The sequence below is a fragment of the Umezakia ovalisporum Ak1311 genome, assembly GCF_029891685.1.
Taxonomy (GTDB): Bacteria; Cyanobacteriota; Cyanobacteriia; order Cyanobacteriales; family Nostocaceae; genus Umezakia; species Umezakia ovalisporum.
Genome location: NZ_JANQDJ010000063.1, coordinates 1 through 18,470, shown reverse-complemented (window position 1 = coordinate 18,470; position 18,470 = coordinate 1). Strand labels below are relative to the sequence as shown.

Annotated in this window: 17 protein-coding genes; 10 read left to right on the top strand and 7 right to left on the bottom strand. The window is 40.7% G+C overall.

What is annotated here, in order from left to right:
• The first annotated feature begins 60 nt into the window (after window positions 1-60).
• Together clpS and NWP25_RS11545 are read left to right on the top strand one after the other, a co-directional pair.
• A complete protein-coding gene (clpS, locus tag NWP25_RS11550) occupies window positions 61-342 on the top strand; it encodes an ATP-dependent Clp protease adapter ClpS (RefSeq protein WP_280651694.1) in 282 nt (93 codons plus the stop codon).
• A 178-nt stretch (window positions 343-520) separates the two neighbouring features.
• Window positions 521-1,342 (top strand): CPBP family intramembrane glutamic endopeptidase, encoded by an 822-nt coding sequence (locus NWP25_RS11545; RefSeq protein WP_280651695.1) that lies wholly within the window; start codon window positions 521-523, stop codon window positions 1,340-1,342.
• A 29-nt stretch (window positions 1,343-1,371) separates the two neighbouring features.
• Here NWP25_RS11545 and NWP25_RS11540 read toward each other — a convergent pair whose 3' ends face one another.
• The 3 genes from NWP25_RS11540 to NWP25_RS11530 all read right to left on the bottom strand — a co-directional run bounded on the left by NWP25_RS11540 (window position 1,372) and on the right by NWP25_RS11530 (window position 5,250).
• Window positions 1,372-2,010, bottom strand: a complete 639-nt coding sequence (locus NWP25_RS11540) for a pentapeptide repeat-containing protein (protein ID WP_280651696.1) — start codon at window positions 2,008-2,010, stop codon at window positions 1,372-1,374.
• 43 nt (window positions 2,011-2,053) lie between these two features.
• On the bottom strand, window positions 2,054-3,445 hold the full coding sequence (locus NWP25_RS11535) for a DICT sensory domain-containing protein (RefSeq protein ID WP_280651697.1): 1,392 nt from the start codon (window positions 3,443-3,445) through the stop codon (window positions 2,054-2,056).
• A 233-nt stretch (window positions 3,446-3,678) separates the two neighbouring features.
• Window positions 3,679-5,250, bottom strand: coding sequence for a photosystem II high light acclimation radical SAM protein (locus tag NWP25_RS11530; protein ID WP_280651698.1), 1,572 nt, complete (start codon window positions 5,248-5,250; stop codon window positions 3,679-3,681).
• 573 nt (window positions 5,251-5,823) lie between these two features.
• On the opposite strand from NWP25_RS11530, the gene NWP25_RS11525 reads away from it, so the two are divergent.
• The 7 genes from NWP25_RS11525 (at window position 5,824) to NWP25_RS11495 (ending at window position 12,889) form a co-directional block, all read left to right on the top strand.
• Window positions 5,824-6,201 (top strand): DUF1830 domain-containing protein, encoded by a 378-nt coding sequence (locus NWP25_RS11525; protein ID WP_280651699.1) that lies wholly within the window; start codon window positions 5,824-5,826, stop codon window positions 6,199-6,201.
• Window positions 6,202-6,292: 91 nt separating this feature from the next.
• The gene (locus NWP25_RS11520; RefSeq protein WP_280651700.1) at window positions 6,293-6,754 is read left to right on the top strand and encodes a DUF4079 domain-containing protein; all 462 of its coding nucleotides are present in this window, start codon (window positions 6,293-6,295) and stop codon (window positions 6,752-6,754) included.
• A gap of 591 nt (window positions 6,755-7,345) precedes the next feature.
• Entirely contained in the window at window positions 7,346-8,098 is a 753-nt protein-coding gene (locus tag NWP25_RS11515; protein WP_280651701.1) for a response regulator transcription factor, read from the top strand.
• Between the two features lie 59 nt (window positions 8,099-8,157).
• Window positions 8,158-9,489: a sensor histidine kinase gene (locus tag NWP25_RS11510; protein WP_280699453.1), complete on the top strand. Its 1,332-nt coding sequence runs from the start codon at window positions 8,158-8,160 to the stop codon at window positions 9,487-9,489.
• Between the two features lie 28 nt (window positions 9,490-9,517).
• Window positions 9,518-10,192 (top strand): phosphate signaling complex protein PhoU, encoded by a 675-nt coding sequence (gene phoU, locus NWP25_RS11505; protein WP_280651703.1) that lies wholly within the window; start codon window positions 9,518-9,520, stop codon window positions 10,190-10,192.
• Window positions 10,193-10,560: 368 nt separating this feature from the next.
• Window positions 10,561-11,187, top strand: a complete 627-nt coding sequence (locus tag NWP25_RS11500) for a Crp/Fnr family transcriptional regulator (protein WP_280699451.1) — start codon at window positions 10,561-10,563, stop codon at window positions 11,185-11,187.
• Between the two features lie 124 nt (window positions 11,188-11,311).
• The gene (locus NWP25_RS11495) at window positions 11,312-12,889 is read left to right on the top strand and encodes an iron uptake porin (RefSeq protein ID WP_280656920.1); all 1,578 of its coding nucleotides are present in this window, start codon (window positions 11,312-11,314) and stop codon (window positions 12,887-12,889) included.
• Between the two features lie 64 nt (window positions 12,890-12,953).
• Here the strand turns inward: NWP25_RS11495 and NWP25_RS11490 are convergent, their stop codons facing one another.
• Complete coding sequence (locus tag NWP25_RS11490) at window positions 12,954-13,214, bottom strand: hypothetical protein (protein WP_280699450.1); 261 nt, start codon at window positions 13,212-13,214, stop codon at window positions 12,954-12,956.
• 134 nt (window positions 13,215-13,348) lie between these two features.
• Between NWP25_RS11490 and NWP25_RS11485 the strand changes: the two genes are divergently transcribed.
• Window positions 13,349-13,951, top strand: coding sequence for a DUF3318 domain-containing protein (locus NWP25_RS11485; protein ID WP_280651741.1), 603 nt, complete (start codon window positions 13,349-13,351; stop codon window positions 13,949-13,951).
• Between the two features lie 34 nt (window positions 13,952-13,985).
• Here the strand turns inward: NWP25_RS11485 and NWP25_RS11480 are convergent, their stop codons facing one another.
• The 3 genes from NWP25_RS11480 to NWP25_RS11470 form a co-directional block, all read right to left on the bottom strand.
• A complete protein-coding gene (locus NWP25_RS11480) occupies window positions 13,986-15,701 on the bottom strand; it encodes a glycosyltransferase family 39 protein (protein WP_280651707.1) in 1,716 nt (571 codons plus the stop codon).
• A 222-nt stretch (window positions 15,702-15,923) separates the two neighbouring features.
• Window positions 15,924-16,760 carry a polysaccharide deacetylase family protein gene (locus NWP25_RS11475; RefSeq protein ID WP_280651708.1) on the bottom strand — a complete coding sequence of 279 codons (837 nt, stop codon included), beginning with the start codon at window positions 16,758-16,760 and terminating at the stop codon, window positions 15,924-15,926.
• A 241-nt stretch (window positions 16,761-17,001) separates the two neighbouring features.
• The gene (locus NWP25_RS11470; protein WP_280651709.1) at window positions 17,002-18,243 is read right to left on the bottom strand and encodes a glycosyltransferase; all 1,242 of its coding nucleotides are present in this window, start codon (window positions 18,241-18,243) and stop codon (window positions 17,002-17,004) included.
• Window positions 18,244-18,470 lie beyond the last annotated feature (227 nt).

Below are 18,470 nucleotides of genomic sequence, written 5' to 3'. Positions count from 1 at the left end.
GAGTTTCAAAACATAAATCAATAACTTTTAAGTAAACCATCGCAAAAAGAGCAAAGAGCCGTGTCAGTCGAAACTATTGAGAAGCCTTCCACGTCCCGCAAGCTCGCGCCTAGGTATCGTGTTTTACTCCATAACGATGACTACAATTCTATGGAACATGTAGTGCAGTCCTTATTAACTACAGTACCGAGCCTTACCCAGCCTCAAGCTGTAAGTATTATGATGGAAGCCCACACCAACGGTTTAGCCTTAGTCATTACTTGCGCTCAAGAACATGCTGAGTTTTATTGCGAAACCCTAAAAAGTCACAATTTAACCAGCACAATTGAACCTGAAGAATAAATAAAAATTTTGGTAAAGGAAGACAAGGCAAATACAGCGCCTTTCATCTGAGTTAGGTACAAAAGGGCGGGAAAAATGCCCAACCCACAAAAGTCTTATCATTACCTGTACCTCATCTGTACCTCAGATTTTCCCAAGGTGCTGTATATAATCTATTGTCATCTTCCTCGCTTTTTTGATGAAAACTCACCTAATTCGTTTAGCCCAACGCCCTGTCCATATTCGGCTGGGTTATTTTGTTTTAACTTTACTGCTGCTATGGCTGCCATTTGCTGTACCGATTTACTTATTAGTCAGTGATTCTAACTTAGTTAGTATCTTGACAATGGTAATATTATATGCAGAATTTATTTTTCTTTTACAGCTATGGGGGAAAAATGTCTATCAGCAACCCCAGATATTAAAGCAGTATGGGTGGGAAATTACGCAGATAAACGCTGTGGATTTACTGCGTGGTTTAGCTGCTGGGGTAATCAACATTTTTATAGTATTTGGGCTACAAGGTTTGTTAGGCTGGCTGACGTGGCAGCAACCACAGACTTTTTTGCCAAGAATAATACTAGAAGGTTTAATAGCCTCCTTGGGTATTGGGTTTGCTGAAGAGCTGTTGTTTCGAGGTTGGTTACTTGATGAGTTGGAACGAGACCATAGCCTGGGTGTGGCACTTTGGATAGATGCTTTAGCCTTTGCTGCATTGCATTTTATTAAGCCTTTGGAGGCAATTATTCACACAATGCCACAGTTCCCAGCATTAGTACTGCTGGGACTAACGCTGGGATGGGCAAAACGCTGGCGTAGGGGACGCTTAAGTTTACCAATGGGTTTGCATGGTGGTTTAGTTTGGGGCTACTACATTATCAATGTAGGGGAATTAATTAAATATTCCGGTCAAGTTCCTGATTGGATAACTGGTGTAAATCAAAATCCTCTCCAAGGAGTGATGGGGGTGTTGTTCATGGGTATATTGGCTTTGTGGATGAGGAGGCGAACAACAGCTTAATATTGTTTTTAGCCTACTGCTGGAGATACCTACTCAATCTTGGCAATTAATGTCCCCATTAAACAGGCTTGATCTAAATTGACACCACTCAAATTTGCCCCTTCTAATTCTGCACAGAGTAAATTTGCCCCTGTGAAGTTTGCCCCAGCTAAATTAGACCCGCGTAAATCCGCTTCTTCTAAATTAGCTTCACTTAACAAAGTTCCCTGCAAATCAGCCCGACTCAGATCAGCACCTTTAAGATTAGCCCTGGTCAGGTTTGCACCCCGCAAGTCAGCACCCCGCAAGTCAACACCTTGTAAATTGACATTGATTAAATTGGCACCACTCAAAAAAGCCCCAGCCAAAGATACATTGCTGAGTCTAGCCCCCATCAAGTTAGCGCCGCGCAAGTTACTACCGCGTAAGTCAGCATTCGTCAAATCTGCTTGCATTAAGTTGGCTCCCATCAGGTTAGCCCGCAAGTCAGTTTTTTGCAGGTTTGCCCCCATGAGGTTTGCTCCCTGGAAATGCCCACCTTCGAGTTTAGAACCAATAAAATTAGTACCGACAAGGTTAGCACCTGCAAGATTGATTCGGTTTAAATCTAGTTCAGAGAATTCCTCGTCTTCTAGATTTACTCCTGGGAGCTGTTTTACTTTTCCTGATTTAATGGCTTCGATATTCATTGGGGGTAGTTCGTAATTCGTAATTAGGAAACTCAGAGTTTTTTTATACTTGGGGTTGTTTTGTATTACTTTGTTTGTAGCTATCCCATTGAGAGTCAAGTAGCCATAGGCCTGTGCTGACTTTGGGTGACATTAGGGGCAAGTCTAGCCCTTGCTGTAAACCCATAACTAATAAAGCTAGTGCATCTAAAAGTTTAGGGTCAAAGCGAGTTGACTGTTGTTGTCTACATTCGTCTAAAGCTTGAGCGAATATTTGTGCAGGAGTTCTTAGGGATGATTTAATGTGATTAATTCGATATTGAAAATCCGCAATTAAGCCCAAAATTCTCGATTCTAAGGGAATTTCATCTCCTGCTAAACCTGCTGGTTCTCCTGTACCGTTCCACCATTCAGTTTGGTGGGTGATAATTTGGGCCACTGCTCGTAGTCTGGGCATGGTTCGTAATACCTGCGCTCCTGGTACCAAGGGACAAGTTAAGGGACAGGAGGGAGCTTGTTCTTGGTAACGGTTGGATGTACCCACAGTCAGCACACTTTCTGCTTTTTGGAGTGGGTATATACGATGTAAATGAGCTGCTAGTCGCAAGCGCTTAATCTGCCATGCCGGTAGTTCTAAAAGTTGCCCCATAGTTTCACAAAGTACTACTACTTCTGCGGCGGCCATGGGATTGTGGATATCTGCCATATCCATTAATTGCGCCATCCGCAAAAATGCTTGCACTTCGTTAGAAACTAAATTGTGATCTAGTGCTTGTTGTACCGGGGCTGTGGGGATAGATAAATGATTCTGCCCTGTCTGGAGGTAATCCACCACAAGGGAAACAACCGCACTTAAATTTTCCGGTGTCGCTAAACTGGGTTGTATACCATTTTGATAACTGATAAGTTTTTGTGCTAGTTCTGGATTGTATGTTGCGATGTGAGCGATGGCTAACTTTGCTGTTTCTTGCACTAAATCCGGTTCAAATGTCCATAATCCATAGAATTTACGCTCCAGGTCTGAATCTGGGATGCCGCCAATACCATAATCAGCTTCTGATAATTCTTGACAAAGTACCATTGCTGTGTATTGTGGCGATAGAATCATTAAGTGCCACTCTTGGGCTACTGGGTCAGTAGCATTTAATGCCACTAAGTCTACGTTAGGCAGTTGGCTGGTGGGATGTTCAGCAAAACCAGTATCCGCTGCTGCCATGATCACAATTTCGCGGCTACACTTAGCGATATCTGCGTATCTTTCGGCTTCTTGCAGATACCATTTACCTTGCTGAAAGGCTGTGATGACTAGGGGTTGACTATCCTGACTTAAGATATAGTCTTCTAGAGCATGGCACAGAGAAACTAAAGTGTTTTTATAGTAGACTCCAAATCGAATTGGTCTAGTACTATTGCGGTGCGCTGCTTCGAGTTGTTGTAGTATTGAACCTGCTAACATAGGCCTTCATAATCAGTAAGTCATTCTTGATTTGTAGTTCCAATTTAATCTGGGTGGTTAGAGGGAACTACTATTACTTTTCAGTGGCTAGGGGGAGAAGTTGGTCATTTAAACTTTTTACTCAATTCCCCAGTCCCCAGCTAATTAATTTGGGATTTTTGATTGGCGATTTTTGATTGTAGTTTCAGTCAAAATCTCAAATCTCAAATCTCAAATTTCCCAGTTGCTGGATGCTATGATATCCCAGCTAACTGTTTTTCTTTCTTTTCTATGGGTGCAGAAAGTGCTTCTTCCAAGTCGGCACGACCCAGTTTCTGTTCCAAGATGTTCATAACTTCCCGTCCAAAATCATTGGGGTTTTGTCGCCAAGCTTGTAAGCACACTTCTCCAAAAAATGAACCAAGGGGTTCAGGATTCCAGAGCAGTTTTTTAGCAGTCCAGGGCATCAAGCTCATAGGGTTATACCCTGGTTTAAGGATACCTTCTTTAAAGGCATATTCTTCTAAATGGGTATGGGGTTGTAATCCAATAAAGAAAATGGCAGGTTCAACTTTATCAACGCCAAAAATCCGTTCTAGTTCCCGGTGGTAGGCGATGGTTTGGCGAATGGTTTCCTGACGTTCATCAATAACGTTAAAAGAGTAGTTGACAGAAACTATGTCGTTAAAACCAGCTGCTTTCAAGTCACGGCAGTTTTGCAAAACCGTGCGCAAGTTGTAACCCATCCGCATTTTTCGCACGAGTTCCTGAGAACCACTGGTAATACCAATTTCAAAGTAGTTCATCCCAGTTTTAGCCATCAAATCACACAATTCTGGTGTGAGGTTGTCAGCTCTGATGTATGCTGCCCAGTGGATATCTGTCATACCAGAATCGACGATTTTCTGTAGGAGTTCTACAGCATCCTCAATAAATTTACGTGCAGGGATGAATTGAGCATCAGTAAACCAAAAATTGCGAATGCCACGATTATATAATTGGCGAATCTCAGCAACTACTTCGTCAGCCGGGTTAATGCGTACTTGTTTACCTTCCACCACTGTGTAGACGCAATAACAACAGTTATGGGGACAACCGCGCTTTGTTTGTACACCTATATAAAAGTCTTGTTCTTGCAGGTAATAGTTAAATTCCGGCCAGATGCTTTCTATATAGTCGTAGTTACAGGCAGTTTTTTGTAGGGGGGTGGGTTGTTCATGAATCATTCGTTGCCGTGGTTGAGTTTCTCCCACTACATAGCAGCGTTCATCATCAAAATCTCTGCCGCTTAAAAGTTTTTCTAAGAGTGTTTCCCCTTCACCCACAGAAATAATCGTACCTTGGGGTAAACTTTTGCCTAATTGTTGGTAAAATACGCTGACTGCACCACCACCTACAATGGCACGGGCTTGAGGATGATATTTTTGAGCCCGTCGTAAACCACGTTTGATTAATCCCTGGTTGCGCCACAACTCCAGATAGTAAGCGATAAAAATTCGTAACCCGCCCAATGCCCCACGTAATTTAATTAAGGGATTCTGGGCGTAATAAAATTCAAAGGCGTTTTGTAGTGGGTTCCCTCCACGTCCACCCACTGGGGCATAGATTTGAATATCCCGCCAAGAAAATACCAGGAGTGTGGGTTTACATTCGTCTATACAGGCGTCTAGGGCAAGGGCGTAATCTATGGGTGGTACTGTTCCTAAATCAAAAATACGCTGTTGAATATTGGGGAATAGCTTGTGGACGTGATCTGAAAGATATACTACCCCAATGGGAAAGATGGGGTTGCACGGAAGGCGAACGTAGAGGATGCGATTTTCCATTTTGCACTTATTTATGAACACTCTAGAGAGATAAGCAGTTTAAAGCTGTTTGTTTGACTGTGCTGTGTTTTTCACAATTATGATTGGCATTGAAGCCAATGGCTGAATCAGATGAGCTTGTGTTAACAATTGTGGGAATAGTCGAATTTCCTCTGCATCAAACAAAATAAATAGATTTTATGAGGAAGATTGTTATATATCTTTACCATAACATTGACTTTGGCTATTACGCGATGAACCCTGCCCATCACTCGAAAGATAGATGAAACAAATTACCTTAATCCCCTATTCAAGGAGAAATTTCCTCATAACTGCCATACTGAATTCACCATTACAGAATAAAAGTGATATTTAATACTTTTACTTATTAAGTAAATGAAAATCCTTCTAGCGTAGTATATTTTTTTGCTCTCTGGATAGTTTTTGATCAAATTTTCATAACTTGAACATATATTTAGATAGAAACAACGTAGAAAATTACAGTTGGTAGTCGGAGTTACAGCATATTGGGATCAGTCAATGTTAGTTTGTCCCGTGTAACGTAAAATTGTGGCGTAAAGCTCCTCCGCAGCTATGGCTCAAATATTAGATCCTCTACCACCTGAGCAATCAACGAATATTATTTGTTGCTACGTTAATACTACGAGCAAAATCCAAATAGCTCGCATCGCCAATGTTGCTAATTGGTATTTTGAAAGAGTTGTTTTTCCTGGGCAGCGCCTTGTCTTTGAAGCGCCACTACAAGCTCAAATGGAGATTCATACAGGTATGATGGCCAGTTCAATTTTGTCGGATACAATTCCGTGCGAACGCCTTGCTATTGATGAGCCTAGTACTAAAGAGTTTCATACAGACTCAATAGGCATCGACACTATCAGTACAAAACCAATGGTGCAGTCAATTAATACAAAAACTGAAAATACAACAAAACCGTTAACAATTGCTGGCTAAGGTTTCATTGATTTAAAAAAACAATTTATATTAATTCAGGGTTGCAAATTCAGCAACCCTTTTTTTGAATTTACTCAACTCTCTCCATTTTATGAATTTGCCTTCTTTTATTTGGTTGTGGAAAATAGCCGCTTGGTCTATGGGGTTGTCACTACTGGGGTATCTGCTCCTCTTGGTGACGGGTATTTGGATGTTTCGACACAGAACTTCCCAGCGTTTCCCTAGTTTTCCTTGGTTTATTGGCGGACGTGGAGAGGTGCGATCGCTACACTATACAATTGGCATCACTATGGTTAGCTTAGTGTTGCTACTGTTGGCCATTGGTATTGTTGGCACTTTAGGACACTTTGGTTCCCTAGGACACTCATCACACCTGATTGCTGGTTTAACAGTCGTAGTTTTGGTTTTGCTCTCTGGTTTCAGCGCCACACAAATTAACACCCGGCGTTCTTGGGCTAGACCTCTACATATTGGTGTTAATATCATTCTCTTTGCCGGTTTTGCTTGGGTATCGGTCACTGGTTGGATTGTAGTACAAAAGTATCTGCCCTAGGAAATGCCAAAAAAACCGATGCTATATACTCATATAGGCATATGAGTATATAGGTAAATAAATTTACAACCGAACATGTCTGTCCTTCTCCAAAAAATTTTAGTTTTATCTGGAATTACTCATGTCTCAGGTGTATTTAAATTTGTAGTTAATTTTCCGATTAAGTCTCATGCCTAATCAAGTATCTAGTTCAACCTCATCATCTGATAAAAAAGTCAAAGAAACGACAAGAGATGACAAAAGACGCCCTTTAAACAACGGTAGACCTGATAAGACAGATCACTAAATTGAGAAAAATATCGATAAAGTGTGAGGAAAATCAGGTGTTGTGGCCCTAAGCCCCTATTGTAATACATAGTTTAGGGGTTTTCTCTCCTTTATTAAGAAAAAATTGCAACTATCTGAAAATTCCAACGGCTAGGTTGCTAAAAGGACTGTGGGCAGCTTGCAATTACAGGTATTGATAATGTATTGTCATATATGTTACTTTTAAAAAAATTACCTCGGTAGAAAAATAAAGCTACTGAAATTAAACAATTAATTGCAAAATGTTAATTGATACAACCACAAACCTAGATTTTTGTGATATCAATGTATACCACTGAATCAATCAAGTATGCTGCCAGAGCAGACATCGGCCAAACGAGCCGTATTCTGGTTGTAGAAGATGAAGAATTAATCCAAGAGATGCTAGCTGTAGCATTAGAAGAGGAGGGTTTTGCAGTAACAACTGCTCCGGATGGCCGCTCCGCCATGGAATATCTCAAAAGTTGCGAAGCCAACTCTGGAGAAGCTGGTTTTGACCTGATTATTCTTGATTTGATGCTTCCTCACATTAACGGGCTAGATATTTGCCGATTGCTGCGTCATCAAGGAAACCCAGTACCAATTTTGATTCTTAGTGCTAAGGGTAGTGAAACTGACCGCGTTTTGGGCTTAGAAGTAGGAGCTGATGATTACTTAACTAAACCCTTTAGCATGAGGGAACTAGTGGCTCGTTGTCGTGCTCTACTTCGTCGCCAACGTTTAAGTAGCTTGCCACAATTACAAGTTCTCAAGCATAAGAATGTCACTTTGAACCCTCAAGAGTGCCGTGTGCTTGTTCGTGGTCAAGAAGTGAATCTCTCGCCGAAAGAGTTTCGCTTACTCGAACTGTTTATGAGTTATGCTCGACGGGTCTGGTCACGAGAGCAATTGCTAGATCAGGTTTGGGGCCCAGATTTTGTTGGTGACAGTAAAACTGTAGATGTTCACATTCGCTGGTTACGGGAAAAACTAGAGGAAGACCCCAGCCACCCAGAGTACATTGTGACTGTAAGAGGTTTTGGCTATCGGTTTGGATAATTTGTTGAAATAGTTGTTAGTTTTTAGTAATCACAAAGCAACTAGCAACTCTGAATCGAATGCTTTTATTGGGATTTTTTCTGGGTTTAGCGGTAGGTATTGGGTTTTGGATTTGGCAACAGGTTCAATTGAAACGTTACTTGGGGCGGGTTTTACAACCTTCAAGCTCTGGTTCCTCCCAGGTAATGCTACCGCTAATGCCTCGCCTGCAGCGCGAAATAGCAACAGTAAAACAGCAGCGACAAGATTTGCAGCAGTCACTACAAACTTACCAAGACCTGCTGGATTTTGCTCCATTGGGATATTTGCAGGTAGATGAAGAAAATCAATTGCTGTGGTGTAATCAGCAAGCGCGAGAAATATTGTATTTGCAAAGATGGCAACCAGGGCAAGTACGCTTGTTGCTAGAGTTGGTGAGGTCCTATGAACTTGATCAGTTAATTGAGCACACTCGTGATTGGCAGCAACCACAGACAAATGAGTGGGTATTTCATCCGTCTTGTGATAGTGCGGTACAGATACCAACTGTAAAATCCTTGACTTTGCGAGCATCAAGTTTGCCTTTACCTCATGGCCAAGTCGGGGTGTTTCTGGAAAATCGCCAACCTTTACTGGACGTGAATCAAGAACGCGATCGCTCTTTTTCTGATCTAGCCCACGAACTAAGAACGCCATTGACTTCTATTCGTCTAGTTGTGGAAACTTTACAAAACCGATTAGATCCACCCTTAGATCGTTGGGTGAATCGGTTGATGCAGGAAGTTGATCGGCTGATTAATTTAGTCCAAAGCTGGTTGGAACTGACGCAAATGGAAGCCAATCCAACTATGCAGCTGCATTCAGAAATTTTAGAGGTGCGATCGCTGATTGCATCAGTTTGGGAAACATTAGAACCATTAACCCAAAAGCAGCATTTACTTCTTGACTATTCTGGTCCAGAAAGTTTATGGATTAAAGCAGATCCTGCCCGTATTTACCAAGTTTTTCTCAACTTGCTAGCTAACAGTATCAAATACAGTCCTCCTGGTACTTCGATCCAAATTCAAGCTAAAATTTTAGCTAAACAAGGTAATCATAGTAAAAGTAGCGAAGGTTCTGTTTTGGAAATAAATCTAATTGATTGTGGATTAGGCTTTTCTGAAACAGACTTGCCATACGTTTTCGAGCGATTTTACCGCGGAGATAAAGCGAGGACTCATTCGTCATTGCCTGAAAATAATTCTCTGGGGACCATAGTGGGGAATGGGTTAGGTTTGTCCATCGTTCGGCAAATTATTGTTGCCCACGGCGGTTCCATCAAAGCCATGAACCATCCCCAAACAGGAGGAGCCTGGATGCAGTTTCAACTTCCTGAAGTTATGGCAAACCGCCAAAGCCAGGATTATATTTAAGAATATCTTCATCTTTGAGACCATAAGTGTGACAGCTGCCTTGTATGATCACAACTCCAACCCCAAAAATCCCCAGTTGGCACGTGCCATTAGGCGCTTAGAACGGGACGTATTACGTATGGGAGCTTTGGTAGAACAATCGTTTCGCCTGAGCCATCAGGCCCTATTTGCCCGTGATTTAATCGCAGCTGAGGAACTTCCGCGATTAGATCAAAAAATTGACCGTTTTTATCGACAAATAGAATCAGATTGTACGGCAATCATGACGTTGCAAACGCCTACAGCTCAAGATTTACGCTGCTTGAGTGCGTTTATGCAATTAGTACGAGACTTAGAGCGCATAGGCGATTATGCTGAGGATTTAGCTAATATTGCCATTAAAATTTTTCCTTATCCACCGCATCAATCTTTACCAGAGATTGAAAATATGTCTCACCATGCCCAAGCAATGTTAGCAACTAGCTTAAAGGCTTTAGCCGATTTGGATGAAGTTGGTGGACGGGGCTTAAAGCATCTGGATGATGCTGTAGACAATGCCTATGATCGTGTTTATAACACTTTAGCCCAGCAACGGGATATCCCTGGAGTAGTGGAACCAATTTTGCTCCTAGCACTGGCAATTCGTTGTTTGGAACGGATGGCAGATCATGCCACTAATATTGGACAAAGGGTGGCATACATTGTCACCGGACAACGTTTTTAATTAGGTCTGAGGGTTCAGGTATGGGAACATAACAGCAATGCAAGTAACAATACTTAGTGAGAAAAATTAAATTTTTCTACAAAAAATACAATAATTAAAATTTTGTTAACCAACATACAATTTACCCCACAATTACCTTTTCTTAAACTTGCTCAATTAAAGTAGTTCCAGACAAAAGAAAAATTTATGTTTTACATGACTAGCTCCAGATTTTTAGGCGAAAGTACTGGGCGTTTAGCTAAAAGGTTTTGATTTCCACCATTTTGATACATTCACAAGTTGGGCAAAGTTTGGGTTTGTTGGTGAAACTTTGCCATTGGTTAGTTAACAGCAGAATTTAAATTTGTACTCTTACAAGTAATTGCATAATGTCTACCACAAATCTCACCCCAAACTTATCCAATGTATCGAATGAACATAACGCCACTGGTGATTTACCACAAAGGTTATTTACCCGCAAAGAATTGATTCCACCTCGTAATGATGTGCTGTGGCGCATTGAACGCGGAGCAGTTCGTACCTTAACCTGGAACGAAGAGGGAATATTTGTTACTCTGGGCTACTGGGGTGCTGGTGATGTGATTGGCTATTCTTTATCAAAAGTTCAACCCTACAACATTGAATGCTTGACAAGCGTAGAAGCAAGCATGATACCTTCTCACCTGTGGTACAGAGATATTGATGCTTTCTTGTCCCATATTAAGCATTCAGAAGAGCTTTTAAGCATTGTACATATTAAACCCATGTCGCTACGTTTGGGGAAGTTTTTGCTGTGGCTAAGTGAAAAATTTGGACGGGATGTAGAACAAGGGAAGTTAGTTGATCTAAATATTACCCATCAGGAAATATCTGAAGTACTAAATACTACTCGTGTCACAGTGACACGTATGCTACAGCAGTTTGAAGAACAAGGAGCATTATTACGCTATAAGCGGAGAATTATTATTATTTCAACAAATAAATTAATCAAGGGCTACCATAGTATAAAAAAATAAAAATTGACTTGTATTAGTTATCAAAACTTTGCTATCTTAATTACTGAAAGCTTAAGTGTATCACCTGAAAAAGCTGAAAGTTTTTTCATTGTTTCAATCGTTCGGTGTGAGTGAAATTAACAAGATGACAAAACTACTTTGGAATGTTCTAAAGCTTAGTCCAGCCATTGCAGCCACATTCTTCGCTGCTAACAGTGCCCTAGCTATTGAAGTCAACGAACAAGTAAACAGCATTGCCCAGTTATCTCAACAGGCCAATAGCATCGGTCAAGTAACATCTGTTTCTCAGTTTTCTGATGTACAACCAACAGACTGGGCTTTCCAAGCTTTACAGTCCTTAGTTGAACGTTACGGCTGTATCGCAGGTTATCCTAACTCTACCTACCGTGGTAATCGTGCTTTAAGTCGTTTTGAATTTGCGGCTGGTTTAAACGCTTGTTTAGACAGAGTTAATGAACTGATTGCTACAGCAACCGCAGACGTAATCACTAAAGAAGACTTAGCTACATTACAGCGCTTACAAGAAGAATTTTCTGCTGAATTAGCAACCCTGCGCGGTCGTGTAGACGCCTTGGAAGCTCGTACTGGGGAATTAGAAGCGAATCAGTTTTCTACTACCACCAAGTTAAAAGGTGAGGCTATATTTGCTCTAGCAGGCGCTTTTGGAGATGGGAAAGCAGGCAGTGGCGACCTACAAGACAATATCTTTTTCGCTGATCGCGTTCGTTTGAGTTTAGAAAGCAGCTTCACTGGAAAAGACAAGCTGCAAGTCCGTTTGAATACTGGTAACATCACCCAGTTTGATACAGCCACAGGAACCAGAATGACCCGTTTAGGGTTTGCTGGTGATAGCGGTAACAGCGTCGCAATTGATAAAGTTAACTACGCTTTCAACCTAAGTGATGCAGTACGCGTCCAAATAGATGCTAGACTTGCAGAGGTTTATGAAAATGGGGTCGAAGTTTTCAACCCTGACTTCAGGAGTAGTGGTGGTGGTGCTCTTTCTCGCTACGGACGTTTCAGCCCCATCTATCGCCAAGGTGCCGGTGGTGCGGGTGTGACTGTGCTAGTTAATCCTAAAGGTGCCCTAAGTTTGAGTGCAGCTTATTTGGCACCTAATGGTGCTAACAGTCCAGAGGATAAAAATGGTATTTTTGATGGTAATAACGCCATCTTTGGTCAGGTCGCCTTCAAACCCAGCAAAGCTTTCAATATAGGCTTAACCTACGCTCGCACCTATCAAAGGCGTGGTACTGTAAGCCTTTTTGACAGTACGGGAAGTGCATTTGCTAACAGACCTTTTGGTAATGTTGCAACCTCATCCAACAACTATGGTGTACAAGCTACCTTCAAACCTAGCTCCAAGCTAACAGTTGGTGGTTGGGCTGGCTACACTACAGCAGAATCTGAAATCAGTAATGCTGATGCAGATATTTTTTACTGGGGTGCTAGCTTAGGTATTAAAGACTTTGGTAGAGAAGGAAACTTGCTCGGTTTTATCTTCGGTCAACCCCCCAAAGTAACTGGTGGTTCTGTCAACTCTGAGCCTGACACCTCTTATCATCTAGAAGGCCTCTACAACGTGCGCCTGACTGACAATATCGCCATCACCCCCGGTTTGTTAGTGATTCTCAACCCTGAGCACAATGACGATAACGACACCATTTATGTAGGTACTTTACGTACCACCTTCAAGTTCTAAAATTAGTCTTTGCCAAGACATTAAATCAAAGCCCGCCTAAGAGCGGGCTTTTCAGCAGAAATAGTCATGTGGGATGATAATCCTGTGGATTTTGTATATCTAATGGTGGGCGATCGATACTCCACGCCCACCAAACATAACCACATTGGCAATTATAAAATTCCTGCCATTTCCGACGACGGTCTTGTGTAACTACAGGTGTTCGCCTATTAATCCAGACTTGTACAGCTTCCAGACTACTAGCGTGACAACTAGGACAACAGAACTGGTAAGCGTGAACCGCCTGAGTTGTCCATTTGGGCGGGATGGGAGCAAATGCGTCCATTTAACAATTCTTAGTTTGTACTTAAGAACTTAACTTGTATTATCTCATTGACATGGTAATGGAATACATAATTCAACCTAGAGCTACACTGAGTAAAAATTGTGGATAATAATTACGAATTACAAATTATTACAATGGAACCAAGGGTTGAAATTCGCCGTTTATTAGATATAATTCCTGCTTCTAGTCGCATGACAACAAAAATTGTCAGTAAACCAGAACAGTCAAAAGTGATTGATGCTGCTTTTCCCCTACCTTGGAAGCGGGAGCGACCAATATATATTAATTTTGATTTGTGGTTTCGCTTGACAAAACCCCAACGCGATTTATTACTGTTGCAAAAAGTTAGCTGGTTAAATGGGGTGAAGTGGTTTAAACCTGATATTTATCAAGGTGTAGTTATGGTGGGGCTATTAGCGGGATTACTAGAATCAGCAGAAGCAGATGTGGTTGGTATCGCGGTAGCCGGAGCATTAAGCGCCATGGCTTTAGTGCGGATTTGGCGAAATAATAAATCTTCTCAATTAGATTTAAACGCCGATTTAGCAGCGATACGCATAGCCCAACGCCGGGGTTACTTAGAAACCGAAGCCGCCGAGCACTTATTATTTGCTATTCAGGCCATAGCTAATATGGAAAAAAACTCAACTTTGGACTTTAACGAATTAATTCGTTGTCAAAATCTACAATCCATCGCCGGTTTATCAGTTGTAGCTGCACCAAAAAATTATCAATAGTAAAGTGGGTCAACCTAATTAAACATAAAAATTACTAACGACAGTGATAAAGTTCATACACATAGCCGTTAATTGCAGGTAAATTTTGTTTTTCTGCATCACATTTTTTCACTTCCTCAGCTATCGGAGCATGAAAATTTACTAACCATAAATCAAAAGGTCGCCGTAACTGCTTTAAAGTATTTTCTAAAGCGGTAGTAGAAGTATTGGGGTCTTGGTCTTGATGGGCGAGCAGAAATAAAGGAGAAGGATTAGATGAATTTTGCACTTTAAATTCCCTTGCTACTCCCATCATTTCCCCTATGTGTACATGAGTCATGTGGCTAGTAGCAATCAGTACTGCATCTGGGGATGTTTTTTGAATAAGTTGGACAAAAACATCAGGGCGGTAGTATTTTTGATAGCCAAGGTTACAAACAACTGTAACAGCACTCAAAAATCCCATCAGCCAAATTAGGCTTACAGCCTTTTTGCCAGTTATTCCCAATTTACTAATACTTTCATCATGCCAACAAACCGCCAGACTCGCCCCTAATAAAACTATGACTGCGGGAAAGTAAACAAAGTTGTAACGAGCCCCCCTTGTTAAATCAATGCCGAGAAAATAGGTAAAAATAAAGAACAATGCCATCGCTCCCACAACTAAACCAGCTACTACTTGAGTGATGAAGCGATTTTCCGGTTGTTGTAGTTGCATTTTCAAGCCACGAATAAGTATTGGTAGTGCCCAAATCAAGAAAATCAGCATCACCAACCCAGAAGCAATGACAATACTTAGCTGTGGTGCTTCCACTGGTAGTAAGTAAAGCATAGTGAGCCAGGCCGCAAAAGCTTGAAAAATTGGGCTAATCCAAGCAATTCCCACTCGTGGTTGCTGAATCCATTCGGTTAATTTACTACCATAGGTATTTTGTAAAAATACAGGTAACCACACTAAACCCGCTACAAAAGTACCAGCAACAGCGACATATATACGCTGCCAAACACAAGAAAAGAAAATAGAAAATTTCGCCTTAGTTCGGCTTTGATGCCAAGCTAGAACAATGATGACCAATGCTTCTGTTAACAAAGTAAGAGCAAAGAAATAATGAGTAGCAATCCCAAAAGCATTAATTACTACCCAGTAAAGTACCAAAGAAACCGGTAATTGAGTTTCATTTTGAATGTGACGGACCACCATTACTAAACAAGCAAAGGAAGCAATCACCCATAAAATAGCTAAAGTATAATGACGGGCTTCTTGGGCGAGAAATATACCAAAAGGTGATACCGCCATCATAGCAGCAGCTAACTGACTCACCAGTGGAGAGCCAAAACCTAGCCAGCCTAAAGCATAGATAGCTGGAATCGAGGCTGCGCCAAAAATAGCTGCAAGTGATCGCGCCCCCCATACAGAGACTAGACCTCCTGTTGTAGGAAATAATCCCATCCACCAATGAGCTATGAAAAAGTAAAGCGGAGGATGGTTAGTTTCTTGACTCAAATGTTTCCATACCTCTTGGATATTGGCAGTTGCTTGTGGTTGGAGTGGCTGTAATAAAATATCAGGTGCGATGGCTTGATCTAGAGGTACCGATAAAAAACTATTTCCCAGACTAAACACCAAGGTAGAAAACTCATCAGTCCAAGGTGGTTTTCCACTCAAATTAGCTAAACGTAAGCTCAGACCAATAATTAACCAAATCAGCAACAGTAAAGGATGAAACCAGCGAGTTGAAACAGTAGAGCGCCAATAATTATATAAGTACATATGTTTTTACACAGAATTTTTCCTGGCTGAAGGTACAAAGCCAACTACCCCATAATTTTATTGATTGTGTAATCCCACATATTTTACGGTAAAGTTGTGTTTCTATTTTTGTTTTCACTCCAGAACAAGCCAGTGGATGGTTTTGTTAATAGGAGATATTTCCATAATTGACCATAAATTCAAATTTTTGTGCCCAGACTGTTACCAATTCTGAGTGACAATTTATCTTTTTAGACAGAGGTTTTTTGCTCTAACTATAGTTCCTCGATTTAATAACTCTGATATCGTCACAAATTCATACCCGAGGGGAGTGTAAGCACTCAAAATTTCTTCCACAACCTCGACGGTATTTTCGCGATTCGCATATACTCCTCCTCTGGCTACACCATCTGAATCATGTAAAAGTATAATGGAACCATTATGAAAATTATGTTCAAATATATTCATCATTTCTGCTGTGGAATTACCACGCCAATCTTGTAAGTCAACATCCCAAAAAATCATAGGTTTTTGCATTCGCCTTAAAACCTTAGTTACGAAAAGACCTGCTCGACCGAAAGGAGGTCTAAAATAAACATGACTTGAGTAGCCTAATTCATGAATTAAATTATCTGTTTCCGCAATTTCCCAATAAATTAAATCAGAAAACTTACTATTTAGATTGTTATGGTTCCAGGTATGGTTAGCTATTTCGTGACCTTGTTTTGCCAAATATTGGACAATTTGAGGATACTTTTGGCTGTGTTTGCCTAACACAAAAAATGTTCCTTTAGCTTCATAATTTAAAAGTGTTTCGGCAATTGCTATTGTATATACTGGATCCGGACCGTCGTCAAATGTCAATGCTAAAACTTTATCCGGACTGTTGACACAAAAGACTGACTCTCCAAAAAAAGCTGGAAGCAAGAACCTTTGTGGCCAAGCAAAGTTCAAAAAACAGTAAATCCCTACCACCATCAACAAAAAAGGTAATAAGGAAGAAAATTTAAGTTTTCCTTGCCCATTTGTGGCTAAACCCAAACAAAAAAATCGGGGATGAAATCGTTTAAGTAAATGCACTGTTACGGTTAAATATTATGTATATTTATTTACTAAAATATTAAACCGTAATAGTATAACACATTACTGGTAACTTTGTATATATTTTGTATATATTTAGACTTCTTACAGTTCCATTAGACAGAGACGTTAAACCCTAGATTGTTTAATTTCTTCTTCTCAATGCCTGAGCATACAATAAAGAAAAAAGAAAGTTAGGTATTGAACCTCAGAATTTGTAATGGACAGAAGGCGGGATTTATTATTTGACATCGGTGACCCGCCAACTGAGTTTTAAGTTCACCCAGAAATTCCAAATAGTAGCCACTGCGATCGCAATCAAATTAGCAATATAACGGTTACGAATAATCAAGTTAAACACCAAATTCAACACCAGGACGTTTAACACCAACCCAGCAAGACAAATTAAATTAAATTTCAAAAATCGCTTGAGGCGTTGATGTGGTTCTTGCTGGTTTTTACTGACATCAGCAAAAGTCCAAGCATCATTCCAGAAAAAATTATTGAAAATGGCAATTTCACCAGCAATAATTTTGCTCCGCGTTAGAGGTAAAGCTAAAGTAGTCGGATCACTGAGTAAATAAAGTATAGCCATATCTACAAACACCCCACTCATTCCCACCAATGCAAACCGCATAAACCTACCAACGGGAAAACCGATTTTTTGATTGACCCTTCCCAGAAATCCACTAGACAATCGTAAGCGCACTAAATGGTGTAAATATTCTACATATTGCTTCCATGTCACCTTACTTTCCCCTTGTTGACGCTCACAAAACACATAACCAACTTCAGCAATTTCACTGATATTTCCCCGTGCGATTATTTCTAAAAGAATTTTGTATCCCACCGGATTGAGGATAACACCTGCTATGCAAGTGCGACGCACGACAAAATAACCACTCATGGGATCTGAAACTCTACCCAGTACTCCTGGTAGGATAATTAATCCTAATACTTGAGCGCCACGAGACAAAAAACGCCTGATAACATTCCAACTACTCACGCCGCCGCCTTCGATATGACGGCTAGCTACTGCTAAATCTGCTCCTTTTTTAATGGCAATTAATAGTTGTATTAATATTTCTGGTGGATGTTGTAAGTCTCCGTCCATTACCCCTAAGATACTACCCTTTGCCACTTGCCATCCCCGAATTACAGCTGAAGATAGCCCCCGTTCTTGTTCACGTCGGATTACCTGGATCTGTGGGTATTCCCCCGTCAGAGACTGTGCTACCTCCCAAGTGCCATCGGGACTATTATCATCAACTACAATTAGTTCATATTGCCCAGGAATAAGTTCATTGAGTAGTTCACTTAACATTTTGAGAATATTTTCTATGTTTCCCCGCTCTTGATACGTGGGAATGACAAGGGAAAAATAGATATGTTCACTATCTTCATCTAAGCTGGGAGGGGATAATTCCAAAATTTTTAATGGGGTAGTTGTTGCTGTCGGTGAAGCATTAATTTTTTCACTCATGCTGGTTGATAAAGAATAGATAAAAAATAGTTTCTATTTATATAAGTTGCATTTGGACATTAGTTTCATAAGCTAATATACTGAGACACAAGTGTTGAATGTTAAGAAAGAGGTGATAAAAATAGCCCAAAATATGGTAAATTCTGGGCGAAGTATTAAAATAGAATAATTGATAATGATTATAAATTCATTTCCCAAGATTGTCAAAGACATCCTCAGACCGTTGC

Bases quoted from the DNA above. Each gene is read 5' to 3' on its own strand.
- NWP25_RS11545 (WP_280651695.1), top strand. From the start codon at position 521: ATGAAAACTCACCTAATTCGTTTAGCCCAACGCCCTGTCCATATTCGG.
- NWP25_RS11540 (WP_280651696.1), bottom strand. From the start codon at position 2,010: ATGAATATCGAAGCCATTAAATCAGGAAAAGTAAAACAGCTCCCAGGA.
- NWP25_RS11535 (WP_280651697.1), bottom strand. From the start codon at position 3,445: ATGTTAGCAGGTTCAATACTACAACAACTCGAAGCAGCGCACCGCAAT.
- NWP25_RS11530 (WP_280651698.1), bottom strand. From the start codon at position 5,250: ATGGAAAATCGCATCCTCTACGTTCGCCTTCCGTGCAACCCCATCTTT.
- NWP25_RS11525 (WP_280651699.1), top strand. From the start codon at position 5,824: ATGGCTCAAATATTAGATCCTCTACCACCTGAGCAATCAACGAATATT.
- NWP25_RS11520 (WP_280651700.1), top strand. From the start codon at position 6,293: ATGAATTTGCCTTCTTTTATTTGGTTGTGGAAAATAGCCGCTTGGTCT.
- NWP25_RS11515 (WP_280651701.1), top strand. From the start codon at position 7,346: ATGTATACCACTGAATCAATCAAGTATGCTGCCAGAGCAGACATCGGC.
- NWP25_RS11510 (WP_280699453.1), top strand. From the start codon at position 8,158: ATGCTTTTATTGGGATTTTTTCTGGGTTTAGCGGTAGGTATTGGGTTT.
- NWP25_RS11500 (WP_280699451.1), top strand. From the start codon at position 10,561: ATGTCTACCACAAATCTCACCCCAAACTTATCCAATGTATCGAATGAA.
- NWP25_RS11495 (WP_280656920.1), top strand. From the start codon at position 11,312: ATGACAAAACTACTTTGGAATGTTCTAAAGCTTAGTCCAGCCATTGCA.
- NWP25_RS11490 (WP_280699450.1), bottom strand. From the start codon at position 13,214: ATGGACGCATTTGCTCCCATCCCGCCCAAATGGACAACTCAGGCGGTT.
- NWP25_RS11485 (WP_280651741.1), top strand. From the start codon at position 13,349: ATGGAACCAAGGGTTGAAATTCGCCGTTTATTAGATATAATTCCTGCT.
- NWP25_RS11480 (WP_280651707.1), bottom strand. From the start codon at position 15,701: ATGTACTTATATAATTATTGGCGCTCTACTGTTTCAACTCGCTGGTTT.
- NWP25_RS11470 (WP_280651709.1), bottom strand. From the start codon at position 18,243: ATGAGTGAAAAAATTAATGCTTCACCGACAGCAACAACTACCCCATTA.